The sequence below is a fragment of the Chromobacterium vaccinii genome, assembly GCF_001855275.1.
In the GTDB taxonomy this organism is placed as follows: Bacteria; Pseudomonadota; Gammaproteobacteria; order Burkholderiales; family Chromobacteriaceae; genus Chromobacterium; species Chromobacterium vaccinii.
Genome location: NZ_CP017707.1, coordinates 3987381 through 4002779, shown reverse-complemented (window position 1 = coordinate 4002779; position 15399 = coordinate 3987381). Strand labels below are relative to the sequence as shown.

Below are 15399 nucleotides of genomic sequence, written 5' to 3'. Positions count from 1 at the left end.
GTCACGTCGACGCCGCCCGCTACGGGTGGCACAAATGAAGACAGCGGGCATCGCCCGCCGTCGCTGTACTGCAAAAGCGTCGCCCGCCGCTCACTGCTCGCTCTGGGTTGAGGTGCGCGCCAGGTAGGCGTGATGGCTCTCCACTCCGCGCAGAAAGCGCGCCAGTTCCGACAGCGCGCGCTCGTAAACGTCGTGCTTGAACTCGATCACCGCGTCCACCGGCGCCCAGTAGTCGTTCCAGCGCCAGCCATCGAACTCCGGATGGTTGGTCGCGCGCAGGCAAACGTCGCTGTCCCGCCCCACCAGCCTGAGCAGGAACCAGATCTGCTTCTGGCCCTTGTAACTGCCGCGCCATTCGCGGCGTACCCAATTCGTCGGCACCTCGTAACGCAGCCAGTCGCGCGTGCGTCCCAGTATCTTCACGTGCTGAGGCAGCAATCCCACTTCCTCCAGCAGTTCGCGGTACATCGCGGCTTCCGGGCTTTCGCCCGGCTTGATGCCGCCTTGCGGGAACTGCCAGGAATGCTCGCGCACGCGCTTGCCCCAGAACACCTCGTTTTTGGCGTTGGTGAGGATGATTCCGACGTTTGGGCGGTATCCGTCCCGGTCCAGCATGGAAAAAAACCTGCAATTCGTTAGTTACCGAATTTTTGCACATTTCAGGCCGCCTTGCCACGCGCGCCGGCTCCGTCCCCGCCTCGATGCCGCTTGACCCATATCACCATGGCCAGGCGGGCACTCCCCCAAACCGCCCAAACGATGCTACGATTCGCCGATTGAACGTCATTCCACTGCGCATTCATGGCAACCCTGCTGAACCGACCCACACTGTCCCGCCTGACCTGGCTGCCCCTGCGGCCCGAGGACTTCACCACGCTGCTGCAGACGGCCGATTTCCGCCTCCGTCTGCTGGAGGCCATCGCGGCGGCGACGCGACGGGTTTACCTGTGCGCGCTCTACCTGGAAAACGAAGAGGCCGGCCAGGAAATCCTGGACGCGCTGTACCAGGCCAAGCAGCGCTGCCCGCAGCTGGACGTGAGGGTGATGGTGGACTGGCACCGCGCGCAGCGCGGCCGCATCGGCGAGGATCAGTCCCATTGCAACGCCAGCTGGTATCGGGAAGAGGCGCTGCGCCGCGATCTGGACATCCCGATCTACGGCGTGCCGGTGCAGACGCGCGAACTGTTCGGCGTGCTTCACTTGAAGGGCTTCGTCATCGACGATACCGTTTTCTATAGCGGCGCCAGCCTGAACAATGTCTACCTGCACAAGCTGGACAAATACCGCTTCGACCGCTATCACCTGGTCAGCAGCCCGGAGTTGGCCGATGCGATGGCAGGCTTCATGAATGAGCAGTTTTTCAACGACCCCGCCGTGTTCCGCCTGGACAAGCCCACGCCGTCCACCCGCAGCATACGCAAGGAAATCCGCCAGTTCCGCGACAAGCTGGCCCACAGCCAGTACCGCCCCGCCATGGACCGCGTCGCCGCGCCCAACGATCTGGCGGTCAGCCCCGTGGTCGGCATCGGCAAGGGCAATCGGCTCAACCGCGCGATTCTGGACGTGATCGCCAGCGCCCAGCGCCGGCTGTTCATCTGCACGCCCTATTTCAATTTCCCGCGGGCCGTGGTGCTGGAAATCAACCGCGCGCTGCGCCGCGGCGTGGAAATCGACATCGTGGTCGGCGACAAGACCGCCAACGACTTCTACATTCCGCCGGAACAGCCGTTCCGTGTGATCGGCGCGCTGCCCTATCTGTACGAAATGAACCTGCGCCGTTTCGCCAAGCGCCAGCGCCAATACCTGAGCCGGGAACAGCTGCGCATCCACCTGTGGAAGAACGGCGACAACACCTACCACCTGAAAGGCATCTGGAGCGACGACCGCTACATTCTGCTGACCGGCAACAACCTGAACCCGCGGGCCTTCCGCCTGGACCTGGAAAACGCGCTGCTGCTGCGCGATCCGCAAGGCGCGCTGCGCGGGCAGAGCGATGCAGAACAGCAAAGCATCCTGCGCCATGCCTCGCCGCTCTCGCATTACCGCCAGCTGGAAGACGTGCGGGCCTATCCCGAACAGATCAAGAAGCTGCTCACCCGGCTAAGCCGGGTGCGAATAGACCGGATGCTGAACCTGATGTTGTAAACGCCGCCGCGCCCTTTCATCCCACAGCCCCGTATGCCGGGGCTTTTTGCCGTCCTCGGCTATGATTAAGCGGTGAACCGGAGTCACTGTGGAGAGGCCGATGCGCGCCGCCGTCGACGTGAAAACCGCCAATCTCGCCGTCGGCCACGACTACGCCGAGAAATGGCAGGAAGTGCTGGACCTGCTGGCCAGGCTGCTGCGCATCCCGGCGGCGCTGATCATGCGGGTGCAGCCGCCGCGGATCAAGGTCTTCCTGTCCAGCCGCAGCGACGGCAATCCCTACGAGGAAGACGAACTGGCCGACCTGGGCACCGGCCTCTACTGCGAAACCGTGATGGCCCGCCGCGGCGAGCTCATCGTCCCCAACGCCCTGTCCGACCTCGACTGGGACCACAACCCCGACATCAAGCTGGGCATGATCTCCTATATGGGCCTGCCCCTGGTCTGGCCCAATCAGGACGTGTTCGGCACCATCTGCGTGCTCGACAGCGAGGAAAATCCCTACAACGCCACCTACCGCCAGTTGCTGGCGCAGTTCCGCGCGATGGTGGAGCGCGACCTCAGGCAAATCTACAACGACAAGGCGCGCGCGGAAGAAGACGCCGCGCTGCGCGCCGACGAGGCGGAGCGGATCCGCCAGGAGTTCGAGCGGCTGCGCGCCGGCGAACGCAAGGCGCTGCAGGCATTGCGCGAGAGCGAGGAGCGCTGGCACTTCGCGCTGGAAGGCGCCGGCGACGGCGTATGGGACTGGGACCTATCCGAGGGAAGCGTCTTCCTCTCCAGCCGCTGCCAGCAGCTGCTAGGCCTCTTTCCGGCCGAAATCGCCGGCTTCCAGCTGTGGCGGACCCGCATGCATCCCGACGAGCTTCCCGCCGTCCAGGCCGAGCTGGCGGGCTATCTTCAGCGGCCGGAAGGCTCTTTCGTCTCGGAACACCGCTTCCGCAGAGGCGATGAATGGATCTGGCTATTGGCGCGCGGCATGGTGGTCAGCCTCGATATCCACGGCCGCCCCTTGCGGATGATAGGCACCTATTCCGACATCACCGCTCGCAAGCAGGCCGAAACGGAGCTGCAGCTGCTGAACAACCATCTGGAAGAAAGAGTCGCGGCGCGCGGCGCCGAGCTGCAAACGGCGATGCAGCAGATCAGCATCGCCGAGAAGCAGGCGGCGCTGGCGCGGATGGTGGCCGGCATGGCCCACGAGCTGAACACGCCGATAGGCAATGTGCTGCTGTGTTCGTCTCAGATGCGCGCCGACATCGGCGCCATCGCCGCCGACGACGCGGAAAAGCGTCTATCTCGCAAGGGCTTGCAGGAATTTCTGCAAAAAGCCGGCGAAACCTGCGAGCTGCTGCAACGCAACAGCGAGCAGGCCGGAGACCTGATCGGCCGGTTCAAGCAGATCGCGGTCGACCAGCTGGACCAGCCCAAACGCAGTTTCCACCCCGCCAAAGTCATGGCCAATCTGCTGGAGACGCTGTTGCCGGCCGAGCACCATCCCCACATCCGGATAGACCTGCGGATTCCCGCCGACCTGGTCATTGAAAACTATCCCAGCGCGCTGGAACAGCTGGTTTCCCATCTGGTGGCCAACACCTTGGCCCATGGCTTCGACGAAAAAGGCGGCGGCGCCATCCGCATCGACATCGGACGCGATCAGGACGAACTCACCCTGATCTACGCCGACGACGGCAAGGGCATCGGCCACGAGCTTCAAAGCAAGGTATTCGACCCCTTCTTCACCACCCGGATGGGCCAAGGCGGCATGGGACTGGGGCTGGCGCTGGTCCATAACATCGTCCAGGCCATCCTGAAAGGACGCATCCGCCTGGAAAGCGAGCCCGGACAGGGAGCCGCCTTCATCATCACCTTTCCGGCAAATCCCAGCTAGTCCGCGCCTCGCTCGGGCCCCGCCTCTCCGTTTCATCCTCGCGGTGCGGCAATGGTTTCACCTCCTGCAGGCGCTGGTAGTCGACATGGTCGTTTTCATCCTCGTCGGTGTAGATCAGGTCGGCGAAGGCGTGATTCCAGCGAATATCCTGATGCGAAAAAGTGTGCCGGGCCACCATGGGCTGGATGGTGGTCTCGTCGATGCCATTGACCGACAGGATCAATTGCGCGCGGGTCGCAGCCAGCGACGCCGCATCGCGCCGGTGCAAGGGGCTACGCTCGTCTATCTTGTGCACCAGCGTCCATCCCAGCACAAACATCGGATGCTGGTCGCGCACCAGGTCCAGGTCATACAGCTTGCGAAACGTCGTCCCCTCCGCCGTGGTCTCATGCTGCAGCAACCGCAGCCTGGCGCTGGCGTCGATGATCACATTGTTGCGGGCATTGGCCGCGCGCAGCATCAGCACCGGCTCGCCGTTCAGGGGCCGCACCACCGGGCTATTGGTAAACACGATGCGCGCCCTGGGCCGTGAAAAACGGGCGAAAGTCATGCCGGTGATCAGCGCGATGCTCATCATGCCGATGAAGATCTCCAGCATCGAAACCCAGTGGGTATACAGCGTCTGCGGATGCATGTCGCCGTAGCCGACGGTGGCGAGGGTCTCGACGCTAAAAAAGAAGGCGCCGAGAAAACCTTGCGGAAACTGGTTGGCGATGCCGCCGGACTGCAATTGATAGAGTCCGGCGAACAACAGATTCAATGCGATGAAGGACGCGGCGATAAACAAATAGAAATGCGGCCAGCTGATGGTCATGCAGTAATGGTAGAGATCGTGCAGGGAATGCCGAGGCAGGCTGTGAATGAACAGGCTGCGGCCGCCTGCGTCTATTCGCCGTGCCGGTTTGCTTGTGCGAGGGGCCATCTGCTGCGTCCTTGGATACGGATGGCTGATTGTGTGAGGGATGCCGACGGGCGTCAACGACGCGCCGCTAGAGACTAGAGCGGATGCGGTGCCCGCAAAGACCATCTTGAAACGCCAAAGCCCCGCCGGGGACCGGTCGGGGCTGATGGAGGGCGGCGTTTCACCGGCACAAAGCACAAAGCCCAGCTCGTGTGAGCTGGGCTTCGTTATGGGGCGTCTGGCGGTGTCCTACTTTCACATGGCGAATGCCACACTATCATCGGCGCTAAGGCGTTTCACGGTCCTGTTCGGGATGGGAAGGCGTGGGACCACCTCGCTAAGGCCACCAGACATAAACTGGCACAAACTGGAAGAAGCCTGGGCTGAGTCTCTCGTCTCAACCCGCATATATTCGGTATTTGATGTACTTCGCACATCCACTCTCGTCGCCTAGCCTTGCTAAGCTACTCAAATGATAGGATCAAGCCTCACGAGCAATTAGTATCGGTTAGCTTCACGCCTCACAGCGCTTCCACACCCGACCTATCAACGTCCTGGTCTCGAACGACTCTTCAGGGAGGTCAAGCCTCCAGGGAAGTCTCATCTTCAGGCAAGTTTCCCGCTTAGATGCTTTCAGCGGTTATCTCTTCCGAACTTAGCTACCCGGCTATGCCACTGGCGTGACAACCGGTACACCAGAGGTTCGTCCACTCCGGTCCTCTCGTACTAGGAGCAGCCCCCGTCAAACTTCCAACGCCCACTGCAGATAGGGACCAAACTGTCTCACGACGTTTTGAACCCAGCTCACGTACCACTTTAAATGGCGAACAGCCATACCCTTGGGACCGGCTACAGCCCCAGGATGTGATGAGCCGACATCGAGGTGCCAAACACCGCCGTCGATGTGAACTCTTGGGCGGTATCAGCCTGTTATCCCCGGAGTACCTTTTATCCGTTGAGCGATGGCCCTTCCATTCAGAACCACCGGATCACTATGTCCTGCTTTCGCACCTGCTCGACTTGTCGGTCTCGCAGTTAAGCTACCTTTTGCCATTGCACTATCAGCACGATTTCCGACCGTACCTAGGTAACCTTCGAACTCCTCCGTTACACTTTGGGAGGAGACCGCCCCAGTCAAACTGCCTACCATGCACTGTCCCCAATCCGGATCACGGACCAAGGTTAGAACCTCAAACACACCAGGGTGGTATTTCAAGGACGGCTCCACTGAAACTAGCGTCTCAGCTTCAAAGCCTCCCACCTATCCTACACAAGTCTGTTCAAAGTCCAATGCAAAGCTACAGTAAAGGTTCACGGGGTCTTTCCGTCTAGCAGCGGGTAGATTGCATCTTCACAAACACTTCAACTTCGCTGAGTCTCAGGAGGAGACAGTGTGGCCATCGTTACGCCATTCGTGCGGGTCGGAACTTACCCGACAAGGAATTTCGCTACCTTAGGACCGTTATAGTTACGGCCGCCGTTTACCGGGGCTTCGATCAAGAGCTTGCACCCCATCACTTAACCTTCCGGCACCGGGCAGGCGTCACACCGTATACGTCCACTTTCGTGTTGGCACAGTGCTGTGTTTTTGTTAAACAGTCGCAGCCACCTATTCTCTGCGACCTGTCAAAGCTCCTCCCGCAGGGGATTCACCTCAACAGGCATACCTTCTCCCGAAGTTACGGTATCAATTTGCCGAGTTCCTTCTCCTGAGTTCTCTCAAGCGCCTTAGAATTCTCATCCTGCCCACCTGTGTCGGTTTGCGGTACGGTTCTTATGCAGCTGAAGCTTAGTGGCTTTTCCTGGAAGCGTGGTATCAGTCACTTCAGGTCCGTAGACCCTCGTCATCACTTCTCGGCCTTAAGGAGCGGCGGATTTGCCTACCACTCCAGCCTACCGGCTTAAACAGACTATTCCAACAGTCTGATGACCTAACCTTCTCCGTCCCCACATCGCACTGCATAAAAGTACGGGAATTTTAACCCGTTTCCCATCGACTACGCTTTTCAGCCTCGCCTTAGGGGCCGACTCACCCTACGCCGATGAACGTTGCGTAGGAAACCTTGGGCTTTCGGCGAGCGGGCTTTTCACCCGCTTTATCGCTACTCATGTCAGCATTCGCACTTCTGATATCTCCAGCATCCCTTACGAGACACCTTCACAGACCTACAGAACGCTCCCCTACCACGGACGCTTACGCGCCCATCCGCAGCTTCGGTTATCAGTTTGAGCCCCGTTACATCTTCCGCGCAGGACGACTCGACCAGTGAGCTATTACGCTTTCTTTAAATGATGGCTGCTTCTAAGCCAACATCCTGGCTGTCTGGGCCTTCCCACTTCGTTTACCACTTAACTGATCATTTGGGACCTTAGCTGGCGGTCTGGGTTGTTTCCCTCTTGACGATGGACGTTAGCACCCACCGTCTGTCTCCCATGCTCGCACTTTCCGGTATTCAGAGTTTGCCATGGTTTGGTAAATCGCAATGACCCCCTAGCCATAACAGTGCTTTACCCCCGGAAGTGATACATGAGGCACTACCTAAATAGTTTTCGGGGAGAACCAGCTATCTCCGAGTTTGTTTAGCCTTTCACCCCTATCCACAGCTCATCCCCTAGTTTTGCAACACTAGTGGGTTCGGACCTCCAGTGCGTGTTACCGCACCTTCATCCTGGCCATGGATAGATCACTCGGTTTCGGGTCTACGCCCAGCAACTAAAGCGCCCTATTCGGACTCGGTTTCCCTACGCCTCCCCTATTCGGTTAAGCTTGCTACTGAACGTAAGTCGCTGACCCATTATACAAAAGGTACGCAGTCACGGAACAAGTCCGCTCCCACTGTTTGTATGCATCCGGTTTCAGGTTCTATTTCACTCCCCTCCCGGGGTTCTTTTCGCCTTTCCCTCACGGTACTGGTTCACTATCGGTCGATCACGAGTATTTAGCCTTGGAGGATGGTCCCCCCATATTCAGACAGGATTTCGCGTGTCCCGCCCTACTTCTCGTATGCTTAGTACCAAGAATGCGTTTTCGTGTACGGGGCTATCACCCACTACGGCGGTCCTTTCCATGAACCTTCCACTAACGCAATCTCTATCACATACAGGCTGTTCCGCGTTCGCTCGCCACTACTTACGGAATCTCGGTTGATTTCTTTTCCTCGAGTTACTTAGATGTTTCAGTTCACTCGGTTCGCCTCCTCTGACCTATGTATTCAGTCAGGGATACCGCCTAAGCGGTGGGTTTCCCCATTCGGACATCGCGGGATCAAAGCTCTATTGCCAGCTCCCCCGCGCTTTTCGCAGGCTTACACGTCCTTCATCGCCTGTGATCGCCAAGGCATCCACCAGATGCACTTAGTCGCTTGACCCTATCATTTCAGCAGCCTAAACCACTAAAACAACAAGATGTGTTTGTGCGACGACTGCACCGCCCCTTTTGATATGGCGACGCAGCCTTAGATACAATCAAATACCCAAGATGACGATTTGTCCGCATGCAGAATTAACTGCATGCCTTCATCTCGCCGTCTCAATATATTCGGCTTCTTCAGTTTGTTAAAGATCGGGCGTTTATACAACGCAAACAGAATCAAACTTCTCAATTTGATTTTGTTTGCATTGAGTGGTGGAGGATGACGGGATCGAACCGACGACCCCCTGCTTGCAAAGCAGGTGCTCTCCCAACTGAGCTAATCCCCCAACTGGTGGGTCTGGTAGGACTCGAACCTACGACCCCTGCGTTATCAACACAGTGCTCTAACCAGCTGAGCTACAAACCCAGTAAACTTCTCTGCGCCAGGCCTCTCGACCCGGCTGCCCTTAACTACAAATAACCGATAGGCTGTAAGTGCTTGGCAATCGCCATTCTCTAGAAAGGAGGTGATCCAGCCGCAGGTTCCCCTACGGCTACCTTGTTACGACTTCACCCCAGTCATGAATCCCACCGTGGTAAGCGGCCTCCTTGCGGTTAGCCTACCCACTTCTGGTGAAACTCACTCCCATGGTGTGACGGGCGGTGTGTACAAGACCCGGGAACGTATTCACCGCAGCATGCTGATCTGCGATTACTAGCGATTCCGACTTCACGCACTCGAGTTGCAGAGTGCGATCCGGACTACGATCGGTTTTCTGAGATTAGCTCCACCTCGCGGCTTGGCAACCCTCTGTACCGACCATTGTATGACGTGTGAAGCCCTGCTCATAAGGGCCATGAGGACTTGACGTCATCCCCACCTTCCTCCGGTTTGTCACCGGCAGTCTCATTAGAGTGCCCAACTTAATGATGGCAACTAATGACAAGGGTTGCGCTCGTTGCGGGACTTAACCCAACATCTCACGACACGAGCTGACGACAGCCATGCAGCACCTGTGTTACGGCTCCCTTTCGGGCACCAAGATATCTCTACCAAGTTCCGTACATGTCAAGAGCAGGTAAGGTTTTTCGCGTTGCATCGAATTAATCCACATCATCCACCGCTTGTGCGGGTCCCCGTCAATTCCTTTGAGTTTTAACCTTGCGGCCGTACTCCCCAGGCGGTCAACTTCACGCGTTAGCTACGCTACCAAGGATTCAAACCCCCAACAGCTAGTTGACATCGTTTAGGGCGTGGACTACCAGGGTATCTAATCCTGTTTGCTCCCCACGCTTTCGTGCATGAGCGTCAGTGTCATCCCAGGGGGCTGCCTTCGCCATCGGTATTCCTCCACATCTCTACGCATTTCACTGCTACACGTGGAATTCTACCCCCCTCTGACGCACTCTAGTCGTGCAGTCTCCAATGCCGTTCCCAGGTTGAGCCCGGGGCTTTCACATCAGACTTGCACAACCGCCTGCGCACGCTTTACGCCCAGTAATTCCGATTAACGCTTGCACCCTACGTATTACCGCGGCTGCTGGCACGTAGTTAGCCGGTGCTTATTCTTCCGGTACTGTCATCCCCGCCAGGTATTAACCAGCGGGATTTCCTCCCGAACAAAAGTCCTTTACAACCCGAAGGCCTTCTTCAGACACGCGGCATGGCTGGATCAGGCTTGCGCCCATTGTCCAAAATTCCCCACTGCTGCCTCCCGTAGGAGTCTGGGCCGTGTCTCAGTCCCAGTGTGGCGGATCATCCTCTCAGACCCGCTACTGATCGTCGCCTTGGTGAGCTCTTACCTCACCAACTAGCTAATCAGACGTCGGCTGCTCGTATAACGTGAGGCCTTACGGTCCCCCACTTTCCCCCTCAGGGCGTATGCGGTATTAATCCGGCTTTCGCCGAGCTATCCCCCATTACACGGTACATTCCGACGCATTACTCACCCGTTCGCCACTCGTCAGCGGTGCAAGCACCCTGTTACCGTTCGACTTGCATGTGTAAAGCATGCCGCCAGCGTTCAATCTGAGCCAGGATCAAACTCTTCAGTTCAATCTCAAGCAAATTTTCTGGCACGCAAGTTCAAAGAAATAAACAAGTATCTCTTATCTCTTGCAGTGCAAGTGTTCGGCTTTCGCCAAGCACTTACACCTATCGGTTATTCGTTCTGTTAAAGAGCAGTGCTGTCCGCTGCGTCGTCTTCACCGGAACCGTTTCGTTTCCGCTGTTTCGTTCGCTGCGTCAGCTGAGGAGGCGAACTATACGCCCGGGCCCCTGACCCGTCAACACCTTTTGCGAGAAAAAATGAACTTTCTTCGACCGATACGCGCAAAGCGTTGATTTATAAGAAAAGCAGCCGGAAGGGATTTTCATAAAAACGCAAAACGCCGCTTGAAAGCGGCGCTTTGATGGGGTGGCGGCCGTGCTATGGCTTGGCCGCCGCCTGCGCTTCCGGCTGCAAATACGGCAAAAAGGCGTTGACCACCTCCGGCGCGTCCGGCTTGGTGCGGGTGCCGATACTGATCACCTTGCTGGCGCCGGGCAAGACCAGATACTTGTGGAAGTTCCACATCGGCGCGTCGTCGGTGGCGGCGATCAAGTCCTTGAACACCGGTTGGGCATCCGCGCCCCTGACATGCCCCTTACCCGCCATCGGGAAGGTCACGCCGTAATTGGCCTGGCAGAACGCGCCGATCTCGCTGTTGCTGTCCAGCTCCTGCAGGAAGTCGTTGCTGGGAAAACCCACCACCATCAGTCCGCGCGGACCGTACTGCTTATATAGAGACTCCAACTGGGTGAACTGCGGCGTAAAACCGCAATGGCTGGCGGTGTTCACCACCAGCAGCGGCCGATCCGCGTATTGGCACAGGTTTATCTGCCCGCCCATCAGCCCCGGCACGGTATGGTTCAGCAAAGCGGGACAAGCGGCCAGCACGGCCTGCCCCCACAACATCAATACGATTCCCCAGCGTTTCATCGCATCCTCCTTGCCAAACCGGCTGTTGGTTCGGCGCTCGCTAGATATAAGAATAGGGCAATGCGCCCATGCATTGCCCTATCGTCTCATATCGCGAAGGCGCACGCCCTCGCCCTGTCATTCCGGCTGGCTAGCGATGTCCGCCCGCACCTTGTCCATGTCCAGGTCGCGCAGGCTCTGGATCAACTGTTCGAACTGGCCGGCCATCAGCGCGCCGGCCTGATTGAACACCATCACGCCATCCTTGACCGCGATCAGCGTCGGAATGGAGCGGATATTGAAGTGAGCGGCCAGATCGCGCTCGGACTCGGTATCGATTTTGCCGAACACGATGTCGGCATGCTTCTCCGACGCCGCCTCGAACACCGGGCCGAACATCTTGCACGGGCCGCACCAGGGCGCCCAGAAATCGAGGATGACCAGCCCTTCTTCCTTCATGCTGGCATTGAAGTTGTCGGCGGTGAGGTTGATATAGGACATGGCGGCTCTCTTTCTATGAATCGGTTGGCCCGCCAAGCGGCGGGCTGTCTCAGACCAAGATATGAGCGGGCTCATGCCATTGCAAGGCATCGCCCCGGTTGTATTTTTCAATCCCCCCGATAGCCGCTCAGCCGATGAACGGCAAAGCCAGGTAGAGCTTGATCACGATGGCGTTGACGATGTCGATGAAGAAGGCCCCCACCATCGGCACCACCAGAAAAGCCAGATGCGACGGGCCGAAGCGTTCGGTCACCGCCTGCATATTGGCGATAGCGGTGGGCGTGGCGCCCAGGCCGAAGCCGCAGTGGCCGGCGGCCAGCACCGCGGCGTCGTAGTTGCGCCCCATCACGCGGAAGGTGACGAACACCGCGTACAGCGCCATCGCCAGCGTCTGCAGCAGCAACAGGGAGAAGATAGGCAGCGCCAGCGCCGCCAGGTCCCACAAACGCAGCGACATCAGCGCCAGCGCCAGAAACAGCGACAGGCTGACATTGCCCACCACCGACACCTCGCGCTCGAAAATCCGGTACCAGCCCAGCGCCGACAGGCCATTGCTGATCAGCACGCCGACGAACAGCACGCAGACGAAGGTGGGCAGCTCGAACGCGGTGCCTTTCAGCAGCGAACCGATGAAGGTGCCGCCCAGCAGGCAGACGGCGATCAGGGCCAGCGTCTCGATGAAGGAATGCGGCGTGATCAGCCGCTCTGCGTCCGGCTGCTCGAAGCCACGCGGGGGAGAGTCGGCATTGTGCTCCGCCCCCGGCGTCTTCACGCGCTTGACCAGAAACCGCGCCACCGGGCCGCCGATCAGGCCGCCCAGCACCAGGCCGAAGGTTGCGCAGGCCATCGCCAGCTCGGCGGCGGAGGCCAGACCGTACTTGTCGGCGAAGGTGCCGCTCCAGGCGGCGCCGGTGCCATGGCCGCCGGACAAGGTGATGGAGCCGGCCAGCAAGCCCATCAGCGGATCCAGGCCCAGCGCGCTGGCCACCGCCACGCCCAGCGTGTTCTGCACCAGCAGCAGCCCCACCACCACGCCGAGGAAGATGCCCACCGTCCTGCCGCCCTGTTTCAGGCTAGCCAGATTGGCGGTCAAGCCGATGGCCGCGAAGAAGGCCAGCATCAGCGGGGTTTGCAACGAGGCGTCGAAGCGAACCTCGACACCGGAAAACTGGCGCCAAGCCAGCAAGGCGGCGGCGACCACCAGGCCGCCGGCCACCGGTTCGGGAATGTTGTAGGTGCGCAGCACGCCGGCATGGGCGACCAGCTTGCGGCCCAGCAGCAGAACGAGCGAGGCGGCCACCAGCGTGCCGTAGAAATCGAGTTGGATCATCGGTAGTCCTATTGTCGTTTTCGAGCGAAAACGCGCCGCTGCGCGACGCAGACAAACCGATGAAGCAGGAAGGCATGGAGGCGCTCCACATCCCGCCGCTTGCGCGGCGAGGCGGCACGAAGGCCGCCGGCTGGCTGGTCGGCGACTCCATGCGGAAACGCGCTTCCTTATGGGAGCAGAGAAACGGCGAAAAAGTTCGCGTAAAAACTTTTTACAATCAATCAGATGCCGATTCAGGCGCGGCTGATCCGCCAGCACTGGTGGATTTTGCGATTGCGGAAATCCTCCGGCACCGACTGCCCGCTGATATCCTGGATCTGGTAATCCTGGCTTAAACGATCGTCGAGCTGGAAAGTGCGCAGATTGTTGGAGAAGTACAGCCAGCCGCCCGGCGCCAGCAGCGCCATCGCGTAGTCGATCAGCCAGACATGGTCGCGCTGCACGTCCAGGATGTCGCGCATCTTCTTGGAATTGGAGAAGGTGGGCGGATCCATCACGATCAGGTCGAACCGCTTGCCCGCGTCCACCGCTTCTTCCAGATATTGGAACACATCGGCGCGCACCAGCTTGTGCTTGCCGAGATCCAGCCCGTTCAGCTCGAAGTTCCGGCGCGACCAATCCTGATAGGTATTGGACATGTCCACCGTCTCCGAAGACACCGCGCCGCCGGCGCCGGCATAGACGGTGAAGCTGCCGGTGTAGGCGAACAGATTGAGGAAGCGCTTGCCGGCCGCCTCTTCGCGCACCCGCTTGCGGGTGTTGCGATGGTCGAGGAACAGGCCGGTGTCCAGGTACTGGTCCAGGTTGACGATGAAGCGCTGGCCAAACTCCTCGACCACGAAGTCCTCGCCTTCGGCGCCCACTTTCTCGTACTGGCTGACGCCCTTCTGCCGGCGGCGGTTCTTCAGCGTGACCGCGGCGGCCGGAATGCCGGTCACCTGCGCGATGGCCGCCACCACCGCGTCTATCCACGCGCGGTACTCGTCGTCGCCCATCTCCCAGCCGGTGTCGTACTCCTGCAGATGAACGCGCGATCCGTAGATGTCCAGCGCGAACGGAAACTGCGGCACGTCCTTGTCGTAGACGCGCCAGGCGTCCAGCCCCTGCCGGCGCGCCCACTTGGCGTAATGCTTGTAGTTCTTGGCCAGACGGTTGGTGAAGGCGCTGACGTCCTGCATGGCGTATCCTCGATTGCTGCAAAACAAACGCGCCAGCCTAGGCTGGCGCGACACGGTGTTCAAACCGGCATTATAAGGCGCTATTGCTCGGAGTACATCGACAGCATCTTGAGATAGACCGGCTCCGGCAGGTACTGGCGGATCACGCTCTCCCAACCGCGGGGGCCGATCAGGCCCTTGACCATCGTCGACGACACCTCGGCGTATTCGCGCGGCGGCAGCAGGAACAGCGTGGTGATGTCCGGGTGCAGGTCGGAATTGATGTAGCGCATCGTGCGCTCGTACTCGTAGTCGCTGGCGGTGCGGATGCCGCGCACGATGTAGTTGGCGCCGACGCTCTGCGCGTAATTCACCAAGAACTGATTTTCGAACACCTCAACCCGCAGCTTGCTGAAACCCGTGGTCACTTCGCGCAGCAGCGCCACCCTTTCCTCGGCGCTGAAGGTGCAGTGCTTGTCCGGATTCACGCCCACGGCGACGATCAGTTCGTCGAACAGCTCCACCGCCTCGCGTATCATCCACAAGTGGCCGTTGGTGACCGGATCAAAGCTGCCGGCATAGACGGCTCGTTTCAATTGACGTTTCCCTTTGGCTTTGATTGTGTTTTCCATGACGACTGTATCTTGCGTTGAGAGGGGTGGTAAAGAATTTTTTGTGCGGCGCGGCAAAAAACGCCGCGCCGCGCAGGCTGTCAAGAAACGGTCACAACTGACAGTTGATCATCCAGTTGACGCCGAATTTATCACTAAAACAACCGAAAAGCGCGTTCCAGAACGTTTTGTGCAAAGGCAATGTCACCTGGCCGCCTTGGCTGAGGGCGGCAAAAACCTTCTCCGCGGTCGCGGTATCGCCGTCTAGATTGATGGACAGCGAAATCTGCTGGCTGGGCGACGCCGGCCGGTCGGTATCCGAAATCATCAGCGCGTTGGCGCCAAATACCAGCCGCGCATGCATGATCCAGTTCGGGTTGATGTCGCCCATGGACGGCACGTCCTTGGGCGCGTCGGCATAGCGCATCAGGATGGCGATTTCGCCATTCAAGGCTTCGCGGTAGAAGTTCAGCGCCGCCTCGGCGCGGCCGTCGTTGAAATTCAGATACGGATACACATGCATGGCAAGCCTCCGTTCAGTGATGGGAAGG

General features: G+C 59.2%; 10 protein-coding genes, 2 tRNA genes and 3 rRNA genes. 2 read left to right on the top strand and 13 right to left on the bottom strand.

Going from position 1 to position 15399, the window contains the following annotated elements; genetic code table 11:
* Positions 1–90: 90 nt before the first annotated feature.
* Positions 91–615, bottom strand: a complete 525-nt coding sequence (locus BKX93_RS18640; protein WP_031296470.1) for an RNA pyrophosphohydrolase — start codon at positions 613–615, stop codon at positions 91–93.
* Positions 616–801: 186 nt separating this feature from the next.
* Here BKX93_RS18640 and pssA point away from each other — a divergent pair, with 186 nt between their 5' ends.
* A complete protein-coding gene (gene pssA, locus BKX93_RS18635) occupies positions 802–2145 on the top strand; it encodes a CDP-diacylglycerol--serine O-phosphatidyltransferase (RefSeq protein WP_046157527.1) in 1344 nt (447 codons plus the stop codon).
* 100 nt (positions 2146–2245) lie between these two features.
* Complete coding sequence (locus tag BKX93_RS18630; RefSeq protein ID WP_070980840.1) at positions 2246–4036, top strand: sensor histidine kinase; 1791 nt, start codon at positions 2246–2248, stop codon at positions 4034–4036.
* On the opposite strand, the gene BKX93_RS18625 is transcribed toward BKX93_RS18630, so the two are convergent.
* The 12 genes from BKX93_RS18625 to BKX93_RS18570 form a co-directional block, all read right to left on the bottom strand.
* Positions 4011–4958, bottom strand: a complete 948-nt coding sequence (locus BKX93_RS18625) for an ion channel (RefSeq protein WP_070980838.1) — start codon at positions 4956–4958, stop codon at positions 4011–4013. The two genes, BKX93_RS18630 and BKX93_RS18625, sit on opposite strands and share 26 nt — an antisense overlap.
* 215 nt (positions 4959–5173) lie before the next feature.
* A 5S ribosomal RNA gene (gene rrf, locus BKX93_RS18620) occupies positions 5174–5288 on the bottom strand.
* A 126-nt stretch (positions 5289–5414) separates the two neighbouring features.
* Positions 5415–8305 (bottom strand): 23S ribosomal RNA (locus tag BKX93_RS18615).
* Between the two features lie 255 nt (positions 8306–8560).
* A tRNA-Ala gene (locus tag BKX93_RS18610) sits at positions 8561–8636 on the bottom strand.
* Positions 8637–8639: 3 nt separating this feature from the next.
* A tRNA-Ile gene (locus tag BKX93_RS18605) sits at positions 8640–8716 on the bottom strand.
* Between the two features lie 93 nt (positions 8717–8809).
* A 16S ribosomal RNA gene (locus tag BKX93_RS18600) occupies positions 8810–10345 on the bottom strand.
* The 16S, 23S and 5S rRNA genes sit together here with 2 tRNA genes alongside, the layout of an rRNA operon.
* A gap of 373 nt (positions 10346–10718) precedes the next feature.
* Positions 10719–11270, bottom strand: coding sequence for a glutathione peroxidase (locus BKX93_RS18595; RefSeq protein ID WP_046155327.1), 552 nt, complete (start codon positions 11268–11270; stop codon positions 10719–10721).
* 117 nt (positions 11271–11387) lie between these two features.
* On the bottom strand, positions 11388–11750 hold the full coding sequence (trxA, locus tag BKX93_RS18590) for a thioredoxin (RefSeq protein WP_070980837.1): 363 nt from the start codon (positions 11748–11750) through the stop codon (positions 11388–11390).
* Between the two features lie 127 nt (positions 11751–11877).
* Positions 11878–13080 carry a sodium/glutamate symporter gene (gene gltS, locus BKX93_RS18585; protein ID WP_046155329.1) on the bottom strand — a complete coding sequence of 401 codons (1203 nt, stop codon included), beginning with the start codon at positions 13078–13080 and terminating at the stop codon, positions 11878–11880.
* A 233-nt stretch (positions 13081–13313) separates the two neighbouring features.
* On the bottom strand, positions 13314–14258 hold the full coding sequence (locus tag BKX93_RS18580; RefSeq protein ID WP_046155330.1) for a class I SAM-dependent methyltransferase: 945 nt from the start codon (positions 14256–14258) through the stop codon (positions 13314–13316).
* 80 nt (positions 14259–14338) lie between these two features.
* Positions 14339–14869, bottom strand: coding sequence for a pantetheine-phosphate adenylyltransferase (gene coaD / locus BKX93_RS18575; protein WP_043149269.1), 531 nt, complete (start codon positions 14867–14869; stop codon positions 14339–14341).
* A 91-nt stretch (positions 14870–14960) separates the two neighbouring features.
* Positions 14961–15371, bottom strand: coding sequence for a VOC family protein (locus BKX93_RS18570; protein WP_046155331.1), 411 nt, complete (start codon positions 15369–15371; stop codon positions 14961–14963).
* Positions 15372–15399 lie beyond the last annotated feature (28 nt).

What these genes read in the sequence shown, in the direction of transcription:
- pssA (WP_046157527.1), top strand. Translation starts at nt 802, where the DNA reads ATGGCAACCCTGCTGAACCGACCCACACTGTCCCGCCTGACCTGGCTG.
- BKX93_RS18640 (WP_031296470.1), bottom strand. Translation starts at nt 615, where the DNA reads ATGCTGGACCGGGACGGATACCGCCCAAACGTCGGAATCATCCTCACC.
- BKX93_RS18570 (WP_046155331.1), bottom strand. Translation starts at nt 15,371, where the DNA reads ATGCATGTGTATCCGTATCTGAATTTCAACGACGGCCGCGCCGAGGCG.
- gltS (WP_046155329.1), bottom strand. Translation starts at nt 13,080, where the DNA reads ATGATCCAACTCGATTTCTACGGCACGCTGGTGGCCGCCTCGCTCGTT.
- BKX93_RS18630 (WP_070980840.1), top strand. Translation starts at nt 2,246, where the DNA reads ATGCGCGCCGCCGTCGACGTGAAAACCGCCAATCTCGCCGTCGGCCAC.
- BKX93_RS18580 (WP_046155330.1), bottom strand. Translation starts at nt 14,258, where the DNA reads ATGCAGGACGTCAGCGCCTTCACCAACCGTCTGGCCAAGAACTACAAG.
- BKX93_RS18625 (WP_070980838.1), bottom strand. Translation starts at nt 4,958, where the DNA reads ATGGCCCCTCGCACAAGCAAACCGGCACGGCGAATAGACGCAGGCGGC.
- BKX93_RS18595 (WP_046155327.1), bottom strand. Translation starts at nt 11,270, where the DNA reads ATGAAACGCTGGGGAATCGTATTGATGTTGTGGGGGCAGGCCGTGCTG.
- coaD (WP_043149269.1), bottom strand. Translation starts at nt 14,869, where the DNA reads ATGGAAAACACAATCAAAGCCAAAGGGAAACGTCAATTGAAACGAGCC.
- trxA (WP_070980837.1), bottom strand. Translation starts at nt 11,750, where the DNA reads ATGTCCTATATCAACCTCACCGCCGACAACTTCAATGCCAGCATGAAG.